Source organism: Alkalihalobacillus pseudalcaliphilus (assembly GCF_028610675.1).
Lineage (GTDB): Bacteria > Bacillota > Bacilli > Bacillales > Bacillaceae_D > Alkalihalobacillus > Alkalihalobacillus pseudalcaliphilus.
Genome location: NZ_JAQQWS010000006.1, coordinates 151,424 through 175,106 on the forward strand (window position 1 = coordinate 151,424; position 23,683 = coordinate 175,106).

Annotated in this window: 19 protein-coding genes and 1 riboswitch; of the genes, 3 read left to right on the forward strand and 16 right to left on the reverse strand. The window is 36.7% G+C overall.

Going from position 1 to position 23,683, the window contains the following annotated elements:
- Positions 1-169: 169 nt before the first annotated feature.
- A complete protein-coding gene (locus PQ479_RS14015) occupies positions 170-826 on the reverse strand; it encodes a CpsD/CapB family tyrosine-protein kinase (RefSeq protein WP_047989761.1) in 657 nt (218 codons plus the stop codon).
- Positions 816-1,532, reverse strand: a complete 717-nt coding sequence (locus PQ479_RS14020) for a YveK family protein (RefSeq protein WP_273717046.1) — start codon at positions 1,530-1,532, stop codon at positions 816-818. The genes PQ479_RS14015 and PQ479_RS14020 overlap by 11 nt, the downstream gene beginning before the upstream one ends.
- A 280-nt stretch (positions 1,533-1,812) precedes the next feature.
- Here PQ479_RS14020 and PQ479_RS14025 point away from each other — a divergent pair, with 280 nt between their 5' ends.
- Both PQ479_RS14025 and PQ479_RS14030 read left to right on the forward strand, forming a co-directional pair.
- Positions 1,813-2,172: a hypothetical protein gene (locus PQ479_RS14025; RefSeq protein ID WP_047989763.1), complete on the forward strand. Its 360-nt coding sequence runs from the start codon at positions 1,813-1,815 to the stop codon at positions 2,170-2,172.
- Entirely contained in the window at positions 2,169-5,075 is a 2,907-nt protein-coding gene (locus PQ479_RS14030) for a hypothetical protein (RefSeq protein ID WP_053070457.1), read from the forward strand. The genes PQ479_RS14025 and PQ479_RS14030 overlap by 4 nt, the downstream gene beginning before the upstream one ends.
- A 106-nt stretch (positions 5,076-5,181) precedes the next feature.
- On the opposite strand, the gene thiT is transcribed toward PQ479_RS14030, so the two are convergent.
- The 8 genes from thiT to treP form a co-directional block, all read right to left on the reverse strand.
- Entirely contained in the window at positions 5,182-5,730 is a 549-nt protein-coding gene (gene thiT / locus PQ479_RS14035) for an energy-coupled thiamine transporter ThiT (protein ID WP_047989764.1), read from the reverse strand.
- Positions 5,731-5,807: 77 nt separating this feature from the next.
- Positions 5,808-5,908, reverse strand: a riboswitch (TPP riboswitch).
- Positions 5,909-5,956: 48 nt separating this feature from the next.
- On the reverse strand, positions 5,957-7,855 hold the full coding sequence (locus PQ479_RS14040; protein ID WP_047989765.1) for an ABC-F family ATP-binding cassette domain-containing protein: 1,899 nt from the start codon (positions 7,853-7,855) through the stop codon (positions 5,957-5,959).
- An 81-nt stretch (positions 7,856-7,936) separates the two neighbouring features.
- Complete coding sequence (locus PQ479_RS14045) at positions 7,937-9,019, reverse strand: nitric oxide synthase oxygenase (RefSeq protein WP_053070458.1); 1,083 nt, start codon at positions 9,017-9,019, stop codon at positions 7,937-7,939.
- Positions 9,020-9,493: 474 nt separating this feature from the next.
- Positions 9,494-9,976 (reverse strand): glutathione peroxidase, encoded by a 483-nt coding sequence (locus PQ479_RS14050; protein WP_047989767.1) that lies wholly within the window; start codon positions 9,974-9,976, stop codon positions 9,494-9,496.
- 223 nt (positions 9,977-10,199) lie between these two features.
- Positions 10,200-11,432 carry a C40 family peptidase gene (locus tag PQ479_RS14055; RefSeq protein ID WP_047989768.1) on the reverse strand — a complete coding sequence of 411 codons (1,233 nt, stop codon included), beginning with the start codon at positions 11,430-11,432 and terminating at the stop codon, positions 10,200-10,202.
- 573 nt (positions 11,433-12,005) lie between these two features.
- Positions 12,006-12,719 carry a trehalose operon repressor gene (gene treR, locus PQ479_RS14060; RefSeq protein ID WP_047989769.1) on the reverse strand — a complete coding sequence of 238 codons (714 nt, stop codon included), beginning with the start codon at positions 12,717-12,719 and terminating at the stop codon, positions 12,006-12,008.
- Positions 12,720-12,740: 21 nt separating this feature from the next.
- Positions 12,741-14,408, reverse strand: a complete 1,668-nt coding sequence (gene treC, locus PQ479_RS14065; RefSeq protein WP_047989770.1) for an alpha,alpha-phosphotrehalase — start codon at positions 14,406-14,408, stop codon at positions 12,741-12,743.
- A gap of 273 nt (positions 14,409-14,681) precedes the next feature.
- Entirely contained in the window at positions 14,682-16,094 is a 1,413-nt protein-coding gene (treP, locus tag PQ479_RS14070; RefSeq protein ID WP_047989771.1) for a PTS system trehalose-specific EIIBC component, read from the reverse strand.
- 259 nt (positions 16,095-16,353) lie between these two features.
- On the opposite strand from treP, the gene PQ479_RS14075 reads away from it, so the two are divergent.
- Positions 16,354-17,025 carry a hypothetical protein gene (locus tag PQ479_RS14075; RefSeq protein WP_273717047.1) on the forward strand — a complete coding sequence of 224 codons (672 nt, stop codon included), beginning with the start codon at positions 16,354-16,356 and terminating at the stop codon, positions 17,023-17,025.
- Here the strand turns inward: PQ479_RS14075 and PQ479_RS14080 are convergent.
- From PQ479_RS14080 to PQ479_RS14105, 6 genes are all read right to left on the reverse strand, one after another.
- A complete protein-coding gene (locus PQ479_RS14080; protein WP_047989773.1) occupies positions 17,004-18,347 on the reverse strand; it encodes an aspartate aminotransferase family protein in 1,344 nt (447 codons plus the stop codon). The two genes, PQ479_RS14075 and PQ479_RS14080, sit on opposite strands and share 22 nt — an antisense overlap.
- A 109-nt stretch (positions 18,348-18,456) precedes the next feature.
- On the reverse strand, positions 18,457-19,533 hold the full coding sequence (locus PQ479_RS14085) for an ABC transporter permease (RefSeq protein WP_053070459.1): 1,077 nt from the start codon (positions 19,531-19,533) through the stop codon (positions 18,457-18,459).
- Complete coding sequence (locus tag PQ479_RS14090) at positions 19,530-20,768, reverse strand: ABC transporter permease (RefSeq protein WP_047989774.1); 1,239 nt, start codon at positions 20,766-20,768, stop codon at positions 19,530-19,532. Before PQ479_RS14090 ends, PQ479_RS14085 begins: the two co-directional genes overlap by 4 nt.
- A gap of 14 nt (positions 20,769-20,782) precedes the next feature.
- Complete coding sequence (locus PQ479_RS14095) at positions 20,783-21,715, reverse strand: ABC transporter ATP-binding protein (RefSeq protein ID WP_047989775.1); 933 nt, start codon at positions 21,713-21,715, stop codon at positions 20,783-20,785.
- Positions 21,716-21,904: 189 nt separating this feature from the next.
- Positions 21,905-22,552 carry a response regulator transcription factor gene (locus tag PQ479_RS14100; RefSeq protein WP_273717048.1) on the reverse strand — a complete coding sequence of 216 codons (648 nt, stop codon included), beginning with the start codon at positions 22,550-22,552 and terminating at the stop codon, positions 21,905-21,907.
- A gap of 10 nt (positions 22,553-22,562) precedes the next feature.
- Positions 22,563-23,666, reverse strand: coding sequence for a sensor histidine kinase (locus PQ479_RS14105; protein ID WP_053070460.1), 1,104 nt, complete (start codon positions 23,664-23,666; stop codon positions 22,563-22,565).
- Between the last annotated feature and the right edge of the window lie 17 nt (positions 23,667-23,683).

Here is a 23,683-nt window from a genome sequence, read left to right on the forward strand (position 1 = left end):
CTATAATAAAACAGGGCATTTAACCCTTCCTCACATCACACTTTCGACGACTAGCGTCTAAGGTTTTCACCCACAGCATAACCGAGTACCCCCATTGATATTGGAAAGGAGATATCTCCATTAGATTCGATAATTCTTTATTAAGAACAACATTCGCAAAAAAAATGCCTCATGAGAATAATACTTTTCTTTTAGCATTAATAACTACTCCCAGAAGCTTCGCTTTTGCAATAATTAAAGATTTCTTTGCTTCTAGTGCAACGGTGTCTTCTGTTTTTCCATATTGGATAACCATGACAACTCCATCACAACGGTTAGCGATAATTTTAGCTTCATTCTCAGCTAAAATCGATGGTCCATCCACTAAAATTAAATCATAGATTTTTTGGGCACTTTCAAATAATTGATCCATTAATTGTGATTTGAACAAACGCTCTGTATTATAAGGAATTGGTCCTGCAGGAATGACTCCTATTAATGGTTCACCAGTTTGAACGATAACTTCTTCTAAGTGTTTTTGTCCAACCAGTATGTTAGTAAGACCAATTGTATTTTTTATATGGAACATTTTATTAATCATGGGATTTCTAACATTCATATCAATAATAAGCACTTTTTTTCCCATCTCAGCTAAAGATAAAGCAAGGTTGGCAACCGTTGTTGACTTTCCTTCTCCTCCACTTGGTGAAGTAATTCCAATTACTTTGCAATTATTCTCTAAAACAGTAAATTCAATATTAGTTCGAATAAATTCATACTCTTCAGCTATTAATGAGTCATAATGATTGATGGTTTTTTTTAGTTTATTCTTTCTTTTAAGAACCAATGGTTTCACCTCTTAATGAAGAAGAACTGGATTTTTTTCTTGATTTTTTTGCCAATGACTTTTTATTAATTAATGAAACACTCCCAATTACAGGCACTTCCAATAACCTTTCTATTTCTCTCGCGGAACGTAGTCGATTATCGAGACTATCTAGTATAAGAACAAAACCAATACCTAGAGTTATACCTAGCACTAATGCCATCCATAATAAACGACTACTTTCAGGGTTAATTGGTACCGGATTTTCAAGTAAATGTGCTTCAGAAAAAACAGCAATATCTTGAAAGTCTAATGTTTTGGCTACTTCTTGTTGGTATACACTTGTTAATGTATTAGCAATTTGTGTTGCCTGCTCCTGACTTCTATCTAGTACAGTTAACGTAACAATTCTTGAATTATCAACTCGACCAACTTGAATTTGATTTGTAAGAGTTTGAACAGATTGTGATAGAGATAATTCCTCAATTACCTTCTCTAAAATCGGTGGCTCTTTAATAAATACAATCAGCGTCTCGAAGTATTCAGTATTATCATGAATTAATAACCTTGCCGTTGATTCATAAATAGGAATAGGTTTGTTCAATTGCTGGTAGATCGTCGCAAGTGAAGTTATTAGAACTGCAAAAATGATAATGATCCATAGCCTTTTCTTCAGTACATCTACTATCTTTTTAATCTCCATTTCTTTTGTTTTACCTGACTCCACCATGATCACCTTCTATATACCGTTCTTTTTAAAGAACGTTTTATTTTAAAAAAATAACATACAAATGCTATAAATACGTTTTCTTCATCCTAAATTGATTTAATACATTCATATTAGTTCTTTATAAAGAATATGTCAATTGTTATTTTAGAAGTCCAAATTTCCTCATCACTTTTCATTATACTAATGATATGCCGTTTCCATTTTATACAGAATGAATAAACTATAGAATCACATTTCAAATATAGGATTAGATGATTTCGAAAGGAGTTCAAAAGCCATGCTCTTCCATTTAAAACAAGGTGATTTACGCACACCTTTGCTTTTTCAAGCTTCACAACAATTAGATATAGACCTTACCTTTTCTAAAATACATTTTATAATGACAGATCAATACGCTAAAAGAATCATTATCGATGAAATCGCTACATTAATTGAAACTGAAACACTATCTTATACTTTTAAACAAGGTCAGACCGATGAAGTAGGTTTATTTTTAGGAGAATTCGAGATTCACCATATTAATAATACAATCGAGAATTTTCCTAGAGATGGGTATATCACTATCGTCATCCATCCTTCATTACGCTCTAACGGTTTTACTCCATCTTTAATAATTGATGGAGGAGTTTTCAAGTGAACAAAAAAATATTAATAAAAAGAGGCCTAAGACAAGATTTACCGATATTAGACGTGGGGGAATTTGGATTTTGTATTGACACTACCGAACTGTTCATTGGAAGCGATTCGGGTAACATTCTTATAAGCAACAAAGGTGATCACATATCCCCCTCTTCTTTAAATGGTCATTTAAATGTTAATGGCATAGAGATATCCATTTACGATGACTCAGAATTAGTAGATATGATTCACACGAAAATTGACCCACAAGCATTGGAACCCTATGTTAAAGATGAACTGCTAGAACATTTATTAGCTGCAAAAGTTGATATCAATGACTTAGAACTTTTGATCGGAGAATTTAAAGATTCTTTAAATAATAAATCGGAAAAAATACACCACCACGCCATTCAGGATATTACTCATTTAGAAGATGTTCTAAGTTCTAAAATCGATAAGACTGATATCATGCCTGTCTCTAACTCTTATGTAATCGATTTAGTAACTTGGGGAATTACAGAAGGAATACCAAATAAACCATATACTCAAGCCGATTTTGAAATGGCAGATACTAACATTCAGGGAATTAATGCTGCTTTAGTAGAAGCTTCCTTAAAAGGTTACACCCATGTTGCCATGCCTAAAGGAAGCTACGCGATTTGTTACCCTAGAACGATTGAACTTCATAGTCACATGACTTTTCATTTGAATCGGTCGACATTTAAAGTGATTTATGACTCTGATCAACGTTCTCCATTTGATCAAAGGTCAGGAAATGACTTCTATAATTTTATAGGTAATAGTTTTACATTTGATCATGTAACGAACTCACATCTGTTAGGTGGTACAATCATTGGCTGCAAGGCCGACCGTAGCTTTTTATCTGATAATGAAAGAAGACAAGAGCAATCCTATGGGGTAATTCTAAAACGCGGAAGTAATCATTGCTCTGTTAAGCATTGTACGATTCGTGATTATATGGGCGACAATATATCTATTAGAAGTGATGCTGCCAGGACATTAACGGAGTTTAACATGAATTTGACCCAACATGCGGTTGATAACAAAGGAAACCTTTTTCATTCCACTCAAAACTTAACATCACGGTTTATTACGATTGATAACGGCCAATTTAACTCTTTTATCATTAGTGGTTTCGGTTATGTGAGACACACTTCAATTAACACTAAAGTCGTGAACATTCACTTTTATTCAGAAAAAGAGGACTATATTCGCTCGTTATTTAAAAGAAAAGTGTATACGCCTATTACGATTCCAATAGGTGCTCAAAAAATAAGATTAGAATTCCTCAATGAAACAAACCCAGCAAAAAATATGAATATAACAATAGGTTGGGGCTTAATCCCTTGCTATAATATGGTCGAGCATAATGAAGTTTATAATGGACATAGAGGTGGAATTACGTTAGGTGGCAATTATAATGTCATTCAGCACAATATAATACGAGATAATGGATTCAATTTTTACGATGGGAAGCCTCTATTTTTTGACTCAACTAGGTATGGCATTAACCAAGAAGACTTTTATGGCGATCATTGTGTGATTCGAAATAACCTTATCTATAATACAAACCACGGGATATTAATTGGCTGTTATTCGATCCAAATCGAGCACAATCATATTTATAATGTCAACTCTATCGCTATTAATATTTATACGACTGCTTATGCAGGAATCTCCAACAACTATATATATAACTGCAAAAATACGGTTGGCTTAATGGATGCCAACTTTGAAAATTCACACGTGTATATAAGAAATAATTATTTCCAAGGTGGTACAACTCAATTAGTAGGAAATCATTATGATGTCTTTGTAACTGGGAATTCCTTTATTGAACCCGATAATATCATTCTAAAAGATTCTAATCGCTCCGTTTTTCGAGGGAATCATATTAGTTATTCAAGCTTTTATCAAGGTATTAGTCAATTAATTGTTAACAAAATAGAAGAATGTAGTTTTGAAATGAAGGGTGAACAAAGAGAAATAATTTTTCAATCTTATGAGCATTATAGGTGTTACTACAAAAATATAATCATTAATAGTTCAACACGTCAAAGTAGAAGTTTAGTAGAAAAAGTCGCTTTTAACCACGCAACCTTTGAGGAATGTCAAATAAAAAACCATATCTATAACCAAAAACAACGGATAGTTACTGTATCTAACAGTTCCTTCATAAATAGTGGATTAAATATTGGTAATATTAATTCCGAAAATGAGCATCCGAATATCTTTGTGAATAAATGTGATTTTAAATTAGTTTCCATTAATCAACTACTCGTTACTGACATTAATAGAGAGAAAGGCTTCGGTATCGTAGAAATAAAAAACTCTCACATAAACATCGAAAACCCTACTTTCCAATCTCTTATTCGAACAAACTTTACCGTAGTGCCATCCGTTTTGAAAGTTGCTTTTAAACATTGTACCATTAAAAATTCAAGTGCTCAGCCAACAATCGCTCTTCCCCTTTATAATCATCAAAAAAGCTTAATAGCATTTATTTTCTCTAATAACGATCTTATAGGTTTCCACCCTCCAAATCCTGAACGCCTTTTAATTACCTATGATCCTGTTACACATAGTCCTGTCGAACCATTCTCAGGTAGCTTTCAAATTACTGATATCATTTATCATGCAAATCCGATGCCTGGAGGTTATGTCGGTTGGGTTTGTATAAAATCAGGAATTGCTAGTCAAAAAGAATGGCACCCTAACCATTCCTATGAGATGAACGATATTATTTTTTATCAAAACCAAATATACAAATGCATAAAAGCTGGAATAAGTGGCGACTTGGGTCCTAGACATGATAACGGCAGCTCTACAGATAACACAATCATTTGGGAATATATTGGCACAAAAGCAATCTTCCGACCATTTGGTTTTATCGAAAAATAAATACAATCATTGATTTTTCTCTTAAAGTATTTAAGCAAGATGTCATGTCTATGCATAAAAAAAGCTCGTAAGCGGTTGAATTCAATCACTTACGAGCCTTTTGCTTTTATAAAGTTGGTTTTACTTTAAAAAACTGTGGATAATTCTTTGAGATGATTAAAAGTGGAATGAGTGTAATAATCATTTGTGGGACAAGATAAGAAGCATTATATGCAGCTGAGTAAATATAGTCATTCCAGCCATCTGGTGTGAATTCTGCAAAATAAACGACACCTGAAGTGAAATGTGCCATGAATCGTAATAATGTCCCTAGTAATATTCCTAACACAATAACAGATAAATTAGGAACTTGCCTCTTCCTTACAAATACACCTGCAAGACCAATTAATGCAAAAGCAACTGGATAATCTAATACAAATTGAATCGGATGGAAAATACTAGCTCCCGATAATAAACCAGTAAAACCAGCTATTAACCCCGTTAACACCCCTACCTTCCAACCATGGCGAAATGCCACTAAAAATAGCGGAATCATCTCAAAAGATATGGACCCACCATTTGCCCATAAGGCGTTGATTTTTACAAAACTTAAGGCCGTTGCCAAACCTGCCATAATCGCAATCTCAATCATGAGATATAATCTTTTTCTATCCAAAATAAAAACATCCCCTCTTTAATTAACCACAAGGAGATGTCATTTGTCATAAACGTATTAAGGCATACTTAATTAACAAAATCCGTCTACCACTTCCCTACGCTAGTTTAAACTAGATCAGGTTCTAAGAGTTAAGGCATTCGCCTCTCTCAGTCAAAAGACACCCCTAGTGGTTCTTATATTTTTTTACATTGTAACATAATTTCCGTTAGACGAACAGCCTTTATTAAGAATTAGCATTGATTTCCTCAATAAGTATTGATAACTGCTCCCACCGCTCCATCGCTGCTTCAAGCTGTTCGTTTTTTTGTTTTTGCTCCTCTAATAAATCCGCAATCACCGTGTAATCACTACCAGCCACAGCAATTTTTTGCTCAATTTCCAGCAGCTCTGTTTCTAGCGACTCAATTTTACCTTCAATGGTTTCCCACTCTTTTTGTTCGTTATAGGAAAGCTTCTTTTTCGTTTTCTTCAAATCTACCTCAATAGCTTTGGATACTTGTTTTTTTTCCTCGATAACTTGTTGTTTCTCTACATCCGTTTTTTCTAAATAATCACTATAGGTTCCATAGAATGATGAAACATGACCATGACCATCAAAGACTAGAAGTTGATCAACAACTCGGTCTAAAAAATATCGATCATGGGATACCGTTACAACAACACCTGGAAATTGGTCTAAATAATCTTCTAAAACAGATAATGTTTCCGTATCTAAATCATTTGTAGGTTCATCTAAAAAGAGCACATTCGGTTCTCCCATTAAAACTCTAAGTAGATACAGGCGTCTCTTCTCCCCACCTGATAGACGGTGAATATACGTCCATTGCATGGAACGTGGAAACAAAAAGCGTTCAAGCATTTGCTCTGCTGTTATAATCGTTCCATCCTTTGTATAGACAATTTCAGCTACTTGTTTAATATATTCAATGACTTTTAGCTCTCCATTAATCTCTTCATCTTCCTGTGTATAATAACCGATATCGACGGTTTCACCAACTATAACTTCGCCTGAATTGATCTTACGTCTATCAGCCATTATATTTAATAAAGTTGATTTCCCGCTACCATTAGGACCGATAATCCCTAAACGTTGTCCTTTTACTAGTAAGTAATCAAAGTTAGATAATAGCTGCTTTTGATCAATTGCATAACTAATTGACTTAAGTTCAATGACATCTTTTCCTAAACGTTTAGAACCGATAGAAAAATCAAAATCACGTTGCTCTCTTTTAAAGCCTTGCTCTTTCAAATCATGTACTCGGTCTATTCTAGCTTTTTGTTTCGTTGTTCTTGCCTTCGCTCCTCGCCGTAGCCATGCTAACTCGCACCTTAATATATTTTGTCTTTTTGCCTCATGCTGTACTTCTAATGTTTCGCGCTCTGCTTTTTTTTCTAGATAGACCTCATAATTGCCTTCATACCGGAACAAACGTCCATGATCGAGCTCAAAAATTTGGTTCGTGACACGATTTAAGAAATAGCGGTCATGTGTAATGACGATAAAAGTACCTTTGTATTGACCCAAAAACCCTTCTAGCCACTCTATCGTATTATTATCTAAATGGTTTGTTGGTTCATCTAGCAACAATAAATCTACCTGGTTTATGAGGGCTTTGGCTATAGCTACTCGTTTCTTTTGACCTCCAGAAAGTTGACTTACCTTTTGATCAAAATTGTGAATACCTAATTTTGATAAGACTGTTTTAGCTATCGTATTCGCTTCCCATGCCTCTAGTTCATCCATTTTTTGCTGTTGTTTCATTAAAGCAGACAAGTTTTTTTCATTTTCTTGTGCCTCTAAATTAATCAAGGCTTGTTCATACTTTCTAAGGGTGACCATAATAGGAGCATCCCCATAATAAATTTGTTCTAGAACCGTTAGTTGACTATCAAGTTCTGGCTGCTGAGCTAAATATTCGACTTTAAAATCATTTGCGTGTTTAAACTCTCCTTTGTCAGCTTGTTCAAGCTGTGCAATAGCTTTTAAGAGTGAGGATTTCCCAGTGCCATTAAGTCCAATAAGGCCAATTCGTTGTTGCTCATCAAGTGTAAATGATATATTTTCAAACAGTACTTTGTCTCCATAGGATTTTGTTAATCCTTCTACATGTAATATACTCATGTTCTTCATCCTTTAGTGTATCTTTTGTATGAAAGTTACTTATGGGCGATAGTTTGTGCCGTGAAGTTAGCTCGTCATTGCTCACACAAGTTCGTCTTCCCGGTAGTAGTTTGGATTGACGATTTTATTTTTGTATTGTTGGTGAAAGATATGAGTTGTCGCTGGCGATAGAGGTGGAATGAGCCAAGTCCAATCACCGGTTAACTCACGGTTTGCTTTCGCTTCCCTTTCTTCAAATCGTTTAAACTGTTTAGCTGCAGTATGATGGTCAACAATACTTACTCCAAATTTTTTATAGGAAAATAGAACAGCTTTATTTAATTCAACTAATGCTTCATCGCGCCACAAATGACTTTCTCTACTTTGATCCAAATGAAATAATTCAGCAACACGACTTAATTGATCATATCGACATGGATCAGCAAAATTTCGTGCGGCAATCTCTGTACCCATATACCAACCATTAAAGGGTGCACATGGATAACGAATACCACCTATCTCTAATACCATATCAGAAATGATAGGTACAGCATACCATTTCAATTGCAACTCTTCGAATAATGGATTGGTCGGGTGTTCAATCGGAACTTCAAGAACTAAACCTTCGGGAATCTCTCTAAAATATAGCTTATCACTTATTTGAACAACAATAGGCAATAATTCAAATGGTTGTTGTTTCCCTTGCCAACCTAACTCTAAACAAACTTTTGTCAATTCTATAGAGGCTGGGTCTCCAATTATGCCAAGTTCTGTTTCATATCCTGCATATCGAAAAAGTTGGTGATTTAAGATTTTGATAGAATGTCTACTTGTTTCCGGTTGGAAAACCGTTATCGTCGGCAAGATTTTCCCGTTATTTGTTGCGCTTTTAATATGTTCCCATATTTCAGCAAATACTGTTTCGATAGATACCGCATCTCTTGCATCACGCACTTGCATGGAATCCCAAAATAACCGACCAATACATTTATTACTGTTTCGCCAGGCCATTTTTGCTCCATGTGCTAACTCTTCGTATGTATGTGTATATGTTCCTTCTTGATGTATTTGTTGCTGTACTTCGCTTAATCTGTCATTGAGTACTTTGGATTGAAAGGATAATTCTTGATAACAGCTATGTAAAAAAGTCTCTGCTTCTTCTAACAGTCCTTTTTTGGAATACATGGTCATCCCTCCTTTTTTCTTAAATTAAAGTTCTAAACAAATTCAGAGCTGCCGAACTTGTCAGTCGCTTTAGTCCGTTACAACTCTAATATTTTGTATGAAAGTGATACTACTGATTAGGTGCGGAGTTCTACTTCCCGTACCGAAAATTATGCTCCGCCGGGTACTAACATCAATTAAAATAAAAACAATAACAACAACAAAAACAAAGTGGATGAACAGACACCAGTTAAAGGCAAATGCCACTTTCGTGTTTGTTGGTGGCGAAGTGAACGGGGCTTCGCCATGTGGGTTTTGTATGAAAATTAACTAAACCTCATGTGCGAAGCCTTAATTACCGCTACTAGTTCTCGGTTTCAACGTTCATCCATCAACCTTAACTTAATGGCAGATGTAAAAACTCATTTAACCAAAAGCTATCAAGTAATGTATCAAACATCTTCTTTTTTTGTTGTGGGCATTTGATTATTTATTTTAGCCCTTTAATAATTCTTGGATTTTTGCTTCTAGCTTTTCTGGCTCAGTTTGAGGTGAGTAACGTTCTACTACTTCGCCCTTTTTATTTATTAGGAATTTGGTGAAATTCCATTTAACTTCTGAGCTTAAGACACCTTTTTGCTCCTTTTTTAAGTGTTTATATAAAGGTTCTGCCTCCGAGCCATTTACTTTTATTTTGGCAAGTAACGGGAAACTAACACCATGATTTAATTGACAAGCTTCTACCATCTCATCATTTGATAGTGGCTCCTGGTTCATAAATTGGTTACATGGAAAGCCTAGTACAACTAATCCCTTTTCTTTATAGGATTGATACAAATGCTCAAGACCTTTAAACTGCGGTGTTAACCCACATTTTGTTGCCGTGTTAACAATCAAAAGTACCTTTCCTTTATATTGCTCTAGAGCGACCTCTTCTCCATTTGGAGCTTGTACGGTAAAATCAAAAACATTGGCCATTTTAGCTCTTCCTCCCATCAATAAGTTATACCCATTATACCTATTCTTGGTGATCATTTCGAGTTTTCTCGCTATTGAACATATAAAAACTTCATGTTTAAAACATCATTCCACGGGTATACATGAAACAACAAAATGCTTTTACATACTCAGTTATCACTTATTAAAGAATCAAAAAAAGACTTACTCTCTTAATTGAAAGTAAGCCTTTATGAATAAGCTATTAATGTACGCGTACAACACGCCCACTGAATGTATTTTTCCAGTAACCACTTGACATATCAGCAATCGCAACACCTGTAGAGCTTTGAGAGCCAATGAATTTATTGTTTCCTAAATAAATACCAACATGTCCATCTGTTTTATAAGTATTAAAGAAAACTAAATCTCCTGGCTGTCTATCACCCGCTGCAATTTGTTGTCCAGCAAAACGTAATCCATCTGTAGAAGCTGGTACTTGATAGCCTGCTTGCCTCATTGCCCATGCCACAAATCCTGAACAGTCAAAACGTCCGTTAGCAATATCTGAAGCACTACGTCCTCCACCAAATACATAAACAGAATTACCAATGTATTTTCTACCTGCATCCATGGCAATTTGAATGTTTCCATTTCCAGTTGAAACAGCTGATTGACTATTTGTATTAGAAGATGTATCAGCTGTTGTGTTTGATGCTGATGTTAAAGAGACAGAATCAGAACGATCAACGACTTGGTTTTGACGTGCTTCGATATCTGCCGCTCTTGCAGCAAGTTCACTATCTTGTGCAGTTAAACCATCTCTTTCTGCTTCGGCAAGTTCAACCTTTTCTTCAACCTCAGCTTTTAAAGCTTCATTCTGCTCTTGTTGCTCGATAATATGATGCTTCATACCTTCAAGCTCTACTTGCTTGTCTTCTAATTCACCTAGCTTAGTAGCTACTTCAGCACGTGCCTCTTCAATTTTCGCCTGGTCTTCTTCTAGTTGCTCGATAATGGCATTATCAGCCTCAGCGATTTTTGTCATTGCTACTACACGCTCAATGAAATTACTAAAGCTTGTAGAACCAAAAACAACTTCTAAGAAACTAGAATTAGAGTTATTTTGATGGTAAGAAACGGCACGGTCTTTTAATAAGTCAAAACGTGCTTCGATTTGCTCTTCTAAAATAGCAATCTCTTCTTCTAACTCAGCAATTTCAGATTCAGCTACCGCAATAGCTTCTTCTGTGTCTTTAATCATTTTCTCGTTGTCTTTAATAGCTTGCTCTACACGTTCAATTTGTTCATTTATTTGCTGGATTTCTTTTTCTAAATCCGTTAATTGCTCATTTTGCTTCGCAATTTCGCTTTGAATCGTGTCACGTTCTGCTTGAATTCTGTCTAGGTCTGTGTTAGCTGAAGTTGTTGACGCAAATACACCTGATAAACCTAAGATAATAGCCGTGCTCAAGATTAAATGCTTTTGCTTACGCATATGTACCCCTACCTTTTAATTAATATGTATGTGATTCCTCTTTACGACTTACTTATATGTAATACGACAAAATCCTTATAAATCTTTTAATTTTCCTTCACGATTTGAAGTATATCATCAAAAAATGACAATGATATGTTAGTAGTGTTACATTTATATTTCTAATGTTACAATAAACGCTATTATTGTAACAATTATATTTTTGAAATAATCTATCAAACCCTTATTTTATAAGGTACTCACTAATTAAAAGTGGCAATTTACTAGTCTTTTTTTCATCTCCTCATTAAAGAGATAGGTCTTTTCATCTCCATTTATATTACAAGAATGTTACACAGACAAATATAATGTAACAAAATAACTGCAAATCCTTCATCTACTTCTCCATTCCCCCCCACTAAAAGACCAATTTTTTACTATCCCTTCAATAAAAATGAGTTCCCCTTAATGGCAAAGTTCCTGCCTAATTATTTTATTTTCTAATTACTTACGTATATTAAATGCGATAATCCTTACTTAAATAATGAAAGAGCAGCTATGCATCTGAAAAACAGATTCAATAGCTGCTCTCTTCTATTTTTGGCGTCTTGCAAAATCTACAAAGCGGAATTTATCAGGACGGTGTCTAGACTCCGTATATTGAAATAAACTAGCATCCTCAAGGTAAACAAGGCTTCTTACCACAACGATATTTTGATAATGTCCCATGTTCAAAAGCTCAGCATCTTCCTCTGTGATTTCCTCAACGGTAATTTCTTTTTTGGCAAAACTGATGACTAACCCTAATTCATCTTCTACATATTTATAAATAGATTGCTTGCATTGTTCCATGTTCAATACGGGAATATAACTTTTTATTAAGAAATCCTTATCTAATATAATGCGCTCATGATCAATTTCTCTAACCCTAACCACTTTCCACACTTTCTCATCTTCATCCACCTGAGCATTTCTTAACGGTTCTATCATGTCTGCTTCTTCAAGTGTGATGACCTCAGTATTCGCACTTCCTCCAATCGTATGAGCAAGTTCTCTAAAACTTACTAATCCAGTGACTGGAAAGTCAATCTTTGCATTTTTTAATACTAAGGAACCTTTACCTTGAATCTTTTGAATGTACCCATACTCTGATAAGTTTTTTAATGCTTTCCTAATCGTCTCACGGGAAGCCTGAAACTGTTCGACCAGCTCATGTTCAGAAGGTAAATATTCATTTTCTCGATATTTACCATTTTTAATATCTTCTTTAAGCTGTTCATAAATAAAATTGAACTTATTACGCTTCAATAGTCTCACCTTTTTCTATCTTTAGCCCTCAATCAAGTAAACAACGGATTGATATGGCTCTAACGTTAGCGTCTCACCAAAAGGTGGTACTAATTCATCGTTGTTTAATAGTAGCTCAGCATGACCACGGCTGATAGTTTTGGGCACTTCAAACATGACTCTCTCAGCATAAAAGTTATTAATAACTAATAGTTTCTGCTGCCCGTACTTTCGAATATACGCAAATATCTGGTCATTATCTTCGTCTACTATTTCGAAATCCCCATATGTGATAATATCATACTTTTTACGCATTTGTATTAGTTTTTGATAATGATAAAAGATCGAGTCTTCATCTTTCAAAGCTTGTACAACATTTATATCACGGTAATTCTTTGATACACCTATCCATGGCGTTCCTGAAGTAAAACCTGCGTTTGTTTCATCTGACCACTGCATCGGTGTTCTTGAATTATCGCGTGAACGCTCTTGGATGATTTCAATTGCCCTTTCTTCACTTTTACCTTCAGCTAACAAAGCTTTATAGGCGTTTAATGTTTCAACATCTCGGTAATCTTGAATCGAAGTAAAACCAGGGTTCGTCATACCAATTTCCTCACCTTGATAAATATACGGTGTACCTTGCATGAGGTGAATGGCCGTCGCAAGCATTTTTGCTGATTGGTGATGATATTTTTTATCATCACCATAACGGCTTACAACTCGAGGCTGATCGTGATTACACCAAAATAAAGCATTCCACCCTCCACCTTTTGCCATTTCAACTTGCCACGTCGATAAAATCTGTTTGAGCTGTGCAAAATCAAAAGGTGCCAATTCCCATTTCTGACCATTTCGATAATCGACCTTTAAATGATGGAAATTAAAAGTCATGCTTAATTCATTTCTTTTTGGATTGGAGTATTTAATACAATGTTCTATACTTGTTGACGACATTTCACCGACTGTCATTGTTTGATATTTGGATAATACTTCTTGATTCATCTCCTGTAAAAACTCATGAACCCTTGGCCCATCTGTATAAAACCTTCTCCCATCTTTATTCGGATCGGTTTCATTCGGGAAACTCTGGTCCTTAGAAATTAAATTTATGACGTCCAATCGGAAACCATCAATACCTTTGTCAAACCAAAAATGCATCATTTCATAAACATGCTTTCGTAATTTTTCATTTTCCCAATTTAAATCCGCTTGAGTTTGATCGAATAAATGCAAATAATACTGGTCTGTCTTTTCGTCATATTTCCAGGCAGAGCCACCAAACTTTGATTGCCAATTTGTTGGTTCTTTACTTTGGACGGGATCTTTCCATATATAATAATCACGGTAAGGATTATCCTTTGATTTCTTTGCTTCTTGAAACCATTGATGCTCTGTCGAGGTATGATTAACAACTAAATCCATAATCAGTTTCATATCGCGATTATGAACTTCCTCTAAAAGTTCTTCAAAATCAGCCATCGTGCCATATTCAGGTTCTATTGAATAGTAATCAGAAATATCATAGCCATTATCATTTTGGGGTGAGGCATAAATAGGAGTTAGCCAGATGACATCAACACCTAACTCTTTTAAGTAATCTAGCTTCTCAGTAATTCCTTGTATATCTCCTTGACCACTACCTGTTGTATCATTAAAACTCTTCGGATAAATTTGATAGACGACCGAACGTCTCCACCATTCATTCATTGTTATGATCCCCTTTCGTTTATAAAAATTATCTAAAGCTTTATTGCGGAGCGTTAATCGCAGCTACCGAAGTTCTTGCTCCGCTGGGTTACTATTAATTCTTAAGTTCAAAAAACTCTTACAACATTCATGCAAATAAAAAGTAAAAACCCAATTTGCAGTTACTTGTAGTACACAGTCAAAGCCAGCCAATTTAAAGTTTTGAATTTCATTTTATTAATGGAGAGTTTATTGGTAAAAGGCCACTAGTTTTGCAACTAATGACCTTTCATTTTAATCTGTGATCTTACGTGTTTTTCCATATAGATAAGTTAAGACAAATGGAAGGACAAAGGCGATTAACATTCCAATTAAGAAAACGCCCCATTGTTCGACTACAATTGAAAAGATTCCTGGTAGACCACCTACACCAATAGAATTGGCCATAACTGCATTCCATGAAATCCACAATCCACCTAGAGCGGCACTAATAATCGCCATTATAAACGGAAAGCGATATCTTAAATTCACTCCAAATAAAGCCGGCTCTGTAATTCCTAGGTACGCTGATACTGAAGAGGTATATGATAAACCTTTAATTTTTTCATCTTTGACTAAAAATGCCATGGCTAATGCGGCTGATCCTTGGGCAATATTTGATAAAACAAGGATTGGCCATAAGAAAGTACCGCCAATGGTACCAATTAATTGCACATCGATTGCAAGGAATGTGTGATGCATTCCTGTAATAACGAGTGGTGCATAGGATAATCCGTATAATAAACCACCTAAAGCGGCAACGTTGTCAAATACCCAAACAAATATATCCGTTATAAAGTTACCGATTGAAAATGTAACGGGTCCAATTAATAAGAAAGATAGAAATCCAGTAACAAGTAAAGCGATTGGTGCAACGATTAATAACTGAAAACCTTCTGGTACTTTTTTCTTCAACCATATTTCAATTTTAGCTAATATAAACGCTGCAACTAAAATAGGAAGGACTTGTCCTTGATAACCCATCTGGGCAATCTCTAAACCGAATAAATTCCAATAAGGTACTTCTCCAGCTTCTAAAGCCTCTCCGTAAGACCAAGCACTTAATAGATTTGGATGAACTAGAATAAGTCCTAAGACAATCCCTAACAGTGGGTTTCCACCAAACCTCTTTACTGCCGACCAACCAATTAGCGCTGGTAAGAAATCAAAGGCTGTAGCAGCTATTAAATTGATAATGTTAGCAAAATCAGCCCATTGTGGGTACATTTCTACAAGTGATTGTTCACCAAAAATGTTATTAGCCGTTAATATATTGTTAACTCCAAGCAAGAGACCTGCTGTAACAATGGCTGGTAAAATAGGGATAAATATGTCCGCTAATGTTTTGATTGCTCGTTTAAGAGGGTTCATTTTTTTGGAAGCTTTTGCTTTCACTTCATCTTTAGAAACCTCTTCTACATCTGCTTCTTGTGCTAACTCTTTATAGACTTGCTCGACTACTTTCGGACCTATAATTACTTGAAATTGTCCGTCCGTAGCAAATGTCCCTTTTACAACGTCAACATGATCTAATGCTTTCTTATCTACTTTTGATTCATCATGTAAAACAAAGCGTAATCTCGTTACACAATGTGTAGCTGAATCTATATTTTCTTTTCCGCCTATTGCTTCAAGAATCTCTTTAGAAGCTTTTTTAGGATCGCTCATAAATATCCTCCCCTGTGAACGTTTTCATATCGCTTAAAAAATAATCAATTCGTTGTATATACAAGTTTATGATTCGACATTATTTTAACTTGCCTATACAAGTTAAGTCAACAAAAAAATACCTATATTCGTTATGTTTCCTTTTTTGCCTCAAATCAAACTAGCTTTTATTTGTACTGTTTGAGATTTCGCTACTTCTTATATCTGTGTTGTGGCAAAATGAATCGGGCTTCCCCCCTCTTTTTCCACTCGTAACCCCGTGATTCCACGTTCGCTCGGGCTTTCTCTCTCTTTTTCCACTCGCAACCCCGTGATTCCGCGTTTGCTCGGGCTTCCTCTCTCTTTTTCCACTCGCAACCCCGTGATTCCACGTTTGCTCGGGCTTCCTCTCTCTTTTTCTGCTCGCAACCCCGCGATTCGGCTTTTGCTCGGGCTTCCCCCCTCTTTTTCCACTCGTAACCCCGCGATTCCGCGTTTGCCCGGGCTTCCTCTCTCTTTTTCTGCTCGCAACCCCGCGATTCGGCGTTTGCTCGGGCTTCCCCTCTCTTTTTCTGCTCGCAACCCCGCGATTCGGCGTTTACTCGGGCTTCCTCTCTCTTTTTCAGACCGCAACCCCGTGATTCCACGTTTGCCCGGGCTTCCTCTCTCTTTTTCTGCTCGCAACCCCGCGATTCAGCGTTTGCTCGGGCTTCCTCTCTCTTTTTCAGACCGCAACCCCGCTATTCCCACTTTTCCTACAACAACTCGGCCTTTTTCACCTGACGTGTTGTTGCTTCACGTCTTCCCTACAACACCTCAGCCTTATCCCACCTTCCCTCGAGTCCCCCCTCCCTTTTCTGCTTTCATTCCAATAGAAAAAGCCCCTCTCTTCCATTTAATGAGGGGGCTTCTGACGTTAGATTTGTCAACTCAGCTTGATGTGGTTGATTGATTAATGGCTTCCATAACCGTTTCTATAAGGAATGCACATTCCTCTTTCGTAATCGTTAAGGGTGGAGCAATGGCTAACACGTTATTGTAACCGGCGACGGTCGCTCCGTTTTTTCCAATTAAGAGGCCTTTCTCTTTACATGATGCAATAATCTGATTTAAGTAGGACACCGCTAAAGGCTTTTTACTTTCCTTTGACTCTACTAATTCAATACCTATCAATAGTCCTTTACCACGAATATCTCCGACAAAGCGATTCTCATTTAGCTTTTCTACAAGTTGCTGTTTTAACCATTCTCCTATTTTTTCGGATCTTTCAAAAAGCTGCTCTTTTTCCATGATTTCAATATTTTTTAATGCGACAGCACATGAGGCTGGATGGCCACCGAATGTATTAATATGCCTAAAATAATCGTAAGGTTCAGTCCCAGCAAACGCTTCATAAATTTCTTTTTTGACTGCTGTTGCAGCTAAAGGTAAATACCCACTTGTGAGTCCTTTTGCCATCGTCACAATATCTGGTTTCACATCATAATTCATATGGCCAAATGCTTTACCTGTACGGCCGAAGCCACAAATGACTTCATCAACAATAAGCAACACATTATTTTCCGTACACACTTCCGCAACCGACGCTAAATAATCATCAGGTGGCATAAGAATTCCTCCACCTGTAATAATCGGTTCCATTATACATGCCGCGATCGTTTCTGGCATTTCCCAACGGATCATATCCTCTATCATTCGCACCTCATACCTTTTTCTTCCTGTTCCTCCCCTAGGTTCATTACGATACACATCAGGTGGTGTAACGTGCAAAAAGCCATTCGCTAAAGGCTCATATTTATATTTACGTTCCGCTTGACCCGTGGCAGCTAATGTTGCCAATGTATTACCGTGGTAAGAGCGATAGCGTGAAATAATCTTATGTCTACTCGCTTCTCCACGTTGATGATGATATTGCCGTGCGATCTTAAAAGCCGTTTCATTCGCCTCAGAGCCACTATTAGAAAAATAGATAACGTACTCCCCATCTAACATCTCGTTAAGTTTTTCTCCGAGTTTAATCGCCATAGGGTGACTTTGCGTTAATGGGTAATAGGCTAATTGCTTTATTTGCTTTGCCGCTACATCAGCCAACTCTTCTCTTCCATAACCAATATTGACACACCACAAACCAGACATTGCATCTAGATATTTCTCTCCACTGTCTGTCGTTACCCACACACCTTTCGCTTCTTTCACCACCATCGTCCCACTCGGTTGATACGGTTTCATCGAATGCCAAACATATTTTTCATCCTTCTTTTGCCAATCACTCATCAAACCCCTCCTATATAAACCGTGCCTCTAAAAGACATTATGCAAAATAAAAAAGAGAAAGGTTTCCCTCCCTCTATTTCTATGAAACACTCAATTACTTCATGTTTACTTAACTCTTTTTATATTCAGCACGCCTTTCCATTAGGTTCAAGCCAAGTCCCATAAATAAGACACTCATTCCAAATAATATCGATGCAGGTAATAAAAATTGCTCCAAGCTCCATTGATAGACGGTAGCTCCTTTTAACATTTCAAGCCCATACGTGATCGGGGATATTTTTGACAACCATAAGATCCACTCTGCTGAAACGATATCTAACGGAAAGAAAGCCCCACCTAGCATCGCTATACTGACAGATACAAAGGGAATGATTCCATTCATTTGCCTTAAGTTCGTAACTAAACCACTTAGAAGTACTCCAAGCGATACGAGTGCAGCAACATATGGAACGATCACGACCAACACCCACCAGAAGCCTCCATAGAAATCAACACCGATTACCCACTTAAAAATGCTATAAGTAATCAGTAACTGAGCATAACCAATTTGAAAGCCAAACAATATTTGACCAACATACATATCTGTTTTAGTAGTCGGCGACAGGATAATTCGATCCCATAATCCATACTCCTTCTGATTCAAAATTGATTGAATAGAAAAAGAGACCGTGTACACAACAAAGAATAAGCTCATCCCAAACAGTGTATGCAACGCTTGATCAAATGGGGCTGTTTGTTCATTATTAAACGTTTCACTCTTTACATACATTTCAGAAGTATAGGGAGTAATCTCATACCCTTTCTTACTGATATCCCTTTGCTGATAAAAAGACTGCAGCTCTGCTTCCACGACACCCTTTAATGGCGTCTCTCTTGCCACAAATAATTGATAATGCTCATCATTTAATTCAATCGCCAGCTCATAGGATTGATTGATGAGCCCTGAATTGATATTACTTTCATCTCGAATCACAAATTGAACGATCGCTTCATCTCGATTTAATTGGGCCACAGCCTGCTCTAATTCCTGCTCAGAAAAATATGTTGAATATACAGGAATAACCCCTATTAATCCACCACTATTGCCCATTAATGATGCAAAAATTATCGTCAAAGCAATCAAACTTAACAAAGAAGCTGGATTTCTTAACACTTGACGCCATTCACCCCAAATAATTGCCCTCATTGGATATCCCCCTTTCTCGTTAATAACAGCGAGGATACCGCTAGACAAACAAAAACAAAAGTTAGAACCATCGGAAAAATATGGGTCAGTTCATGAATCCCACCATTTCCAACCATCGCAATAAAGTAGCCTTCCATCGCTACACCATTCGGTGTGAATTTTGTTATAGGTGTTTGTGCATAGCCGAAGCTACCACCAATAAATGATAAAATCGCCACACCCAAAAAGGAAAATGCTTGAATCGTTCGATATGAATTTGAAATATAAGATAATGACGCTAAAACCGTAGAAAGACCACCGATCATTACACTTAAACAACAGGTAACAACCAACATTAACCCAATATGGTCCCATGTCACCTCGTATACGAAATAACAAAATGTAAATATGAGGCATACTTGTAAAAAGGCAATGATAAAACTCGTTAACCATTTCGATAACATATAATAATAAAATGGAATATCAGCGAGTCTTAACCTCAAGAACAGATGTGATTTTTTCTCGGTTAATGAATAACTCGCTACAAAAGTAGTACCAAACATCACAAACATTGTCACCATGCCAACCGCATAGTAATCAAACCCAGAAATAAGGCGGTTCGCGAAGGCTGTTTCACTTTTATATGTCTCATTTAATTCGAGCACTGTGTCTTGAGTCGTTTCATTTATGCTCGCTATTTCCATATGCACATGCCATTGTTCAAAAAAATAATCCACCATTTGTGTAATGATTTTTGCCGTATATTCATTATCATCGACTTTTATTTGCAAAGGCTCCATAGAACCTGATTGAAAATAGAGATAGTCCCAATAGGCTTGGTGATAACCTTCCTCTAAGAGAAAAACGGCCTCGTACTGCCCATTTTCAGTCACTTCACTTAATGATCTCAATTCCTCTAGAACGACCCTTGATTCTAACTCTCCAGAAAAAACATCTTCACGTAGTGTAGCTGGAATCGTTTGTATGCGTGCCTGTTCAAGTAATTCCTGAATGGCTGTATCACCCAAACCCCGTTCAACTAAGTTTCGTTCATACTCCATTAATGCTTCCTCAGCCCCCTGCACATCCACTAACGCAATTTGCAAAGGTTCATTTGATACATTCGCATTCCCACCACCTCCAAGAGCTGCACCTAAAATACCAATAAAAGCAAGTGGCATGAATAATAAGACAAATAATTCAATACGGTCATGTAGAAGTAACTTCAAATCCTTTATGATCATTGTAAATAACATCGCCAGCTTCCTCCTTAATCGCGTAGCGTTCTTCCAGTTAAGTGGAGGAATACATCTTCTAATGTTGGTGTTCTTACTTGGATGGCATTGATTTGTATTCCAATTGTATTAGCAAGTTCAATGACCGTTTGGAAGATATTTTTTGTATGTGGAGCAATCAGTGAATAAGTAAAATCAGATTTTTGCGAAACCTTAATCGATGAATCTTCCATTAATAACTCTAATAAGTGATGATTGGGCTGGGCTAATGTCAATTCAACCGTTTGCTCCGACGATAAAATCGCCTTTAACTCGCGTATGGTTCCAGAGGCAATCACATCACCCTGATCCATGATATACACGCGGTCACATAAAGCTTCAACCTCTTCCATATAATGACTCGTATACAGAACTGTGACATGTTGTTCTTCTTGTAACTGTTTCACCATTTCAAAAATATGATTTCTAGACTGTGGATCAATTCCGACTGTCGGTTCATCCATAATTAATATTTGTGGCTCATGTAAAATGGAAGCGGCAATATTTAATCGTCGTTTCATGCCTCCAGAGAAAGTTTTCACTCGGTCCTTCCTCCGCTCATAAAGACCTACCACCTTTAATGCCTCTTCTACACGTACTCTCGTTTTCTCTTTGTTTAACTTATAGATTTTGGCAAAAAACAAGAGGTTCTCCTCTGCCGTTAGTTCATGATACAGGGCGATTTCCTGTGGAACAACACCAAGCACTTCCCTTAAATCTTGTGGGTGCTTCCACACATCCTTCCCGTTAAGAAAAACCTCACCACTAGTCGGCTTATTAAGTGAGGAAATTAATGAAATAACCGTTGATTTCCCTGCCCCATTTGGCCCTAATAACCCTACTGCCTCACCTTTATCCAAAAATAAATTAATTCCTTTTACAGCTTCCTTTTTTTTATAACTTTTCTTCAAATTAATCACTTCAATCATCTACTACACACTCCTTACATCCCGTTTCTTATAGGGAGTTGAAACATTCCCTTTAAACCCTTATGTATATAATAGGTAATCGCTATGACTCTTCCCACTATATTTAGTCATTGTTTTCTCTTTGTTTCGATGACTTAAGTCATTTTATAGTGCTTCCCCATGAAAAAAGCGATCAGACTGACAACTCATCTAATCGCCCACTTTCATATCATGTTTTAAAGCAAATATCGCAAGCTGTGTTCGATCTCTTACGTTTAGCTTTGTTAATAGCTGGCTCATTAAATTCTTGACCGTACCGAGTGATAGAAACAAAGAATCAGCGATTTCTTGATTACTTCTTCCTTCTCCGACTAAAACAATAATGGACCTCTCTCTGCCTGTTAAAGGAATTGGCAAAGGGAGGCGCTCCTGTTTTTGTTGCAGTAACTGTGGAACTACTTGGGCAGCAACCTGTTCATCTAACGCTAAACCACCCGTTAAAGCTTTCTCAATTGAATACAATAAACGCTGCCTGTCCGCATCTTTTAATAAATATCCACACGCACCTAACCTCAAAGCTTGTAGGGCATACTCATCATCTGCAAAAGTTGTTAAGATCAGTATTTTCATTGACGGATAGCTTTCTTTAATGATTTTAGTAGCTTCGAGCCCATTCATAATCGGCATTCTAATGTCCATTACTATTAAATCTACGATATGCTGATGAAGGAGGTCTAGCACCTCACTTCCGTTATTCGCTTCAGCTACAACGACATAATCACCCGAATATTCAATCATCATTTTCAAGCCTTGCCTAACTAATACTTGATCCTCAGCTAATAAAATTCTTTTTTTCAACGTGAACGCCTCACTCCGACACTGGTTTTAAGGGAAAATAGACAGCAATTGTAAAGGTTTCATCTACTTGAGAGGTGGCAAGACGACCTTGTAGTGCTTCTACTCGCTCTCTCATTGCTGATAGCCCGAACCCTTCCCTATGAGCCACTTTTACATGCTCATTTTTATTAGAAATTGTTAATTGAAAGGCCTGTTTGGCAATCCCTTCAAAAATAAGATCAACCTCTCTTGCTCTTGCATGTCGCATTGCATTCGTAACCGCTTCTTGAACAATGCGATAAATCGTAATCATATGGTCATTGGTTAATGGGGCAAGCAAAGCTCCCTTTCTAGTAGTTAAGTTCACTTGAATATGGCTTTCTGCCTCAAGTCTTCGAATTAACTGCAGTACAGAAGCAAATCCTTTTATATCCTCATGACGGATTGCCTGTACCGAGGATCTCATTTCTTTTAGACTTTGTGTGGCTAAATGCTTCGACTGTTTAATCGCTTCATAATCTATTTGACCTTTCTCCACACCCATTTCAACCATTTCAAGCTGCATCGCTAAAGCCGTCAACTGATGCCCGACATTATCATGTATGTCTCTTGCTATTCTCGTTCGTTCCTGTGCTCTTGTTTGTTCTTCTTGACTTTGTAAAAGCCTTTTTAGCTGTCGATATTCCGCCCGGACAGTCTGGCACTCATTTTCAGCCAATAATGCGGAACGCTCCCATTTTTGCTGTTGCTTGGAAAGGATTAAAATCATACTAGCCACACTCATAAAAAAGAGGCTAAAAGGAACTTCTGAATGCCATATAACGAGTACAAAAGAGAAAGCTATTAAACTATATAAACTCACTCTCCGTTCAAGGGTATTTAAAACGACAGCATAAATCCATAAATAAAGAAGCCATGGCAAGATCATCTCAAAAGTAAAAAGAATGAATTGTGCGAAAAAAGTAGAGCTAATAAAGATAGTTGCTAATATCAGCTGCGATCGAAATAACTGTATCGCACTAATAAACCCACTCCATATACCTAACCAAATCCAATACCCAGGTTCATAAGCTAACGTGGGATCTTCAATAAGAATAAAAAAACCTAATGCATAACCGAACATCATAGAAATCATACTGCTTCCCTCTTTGT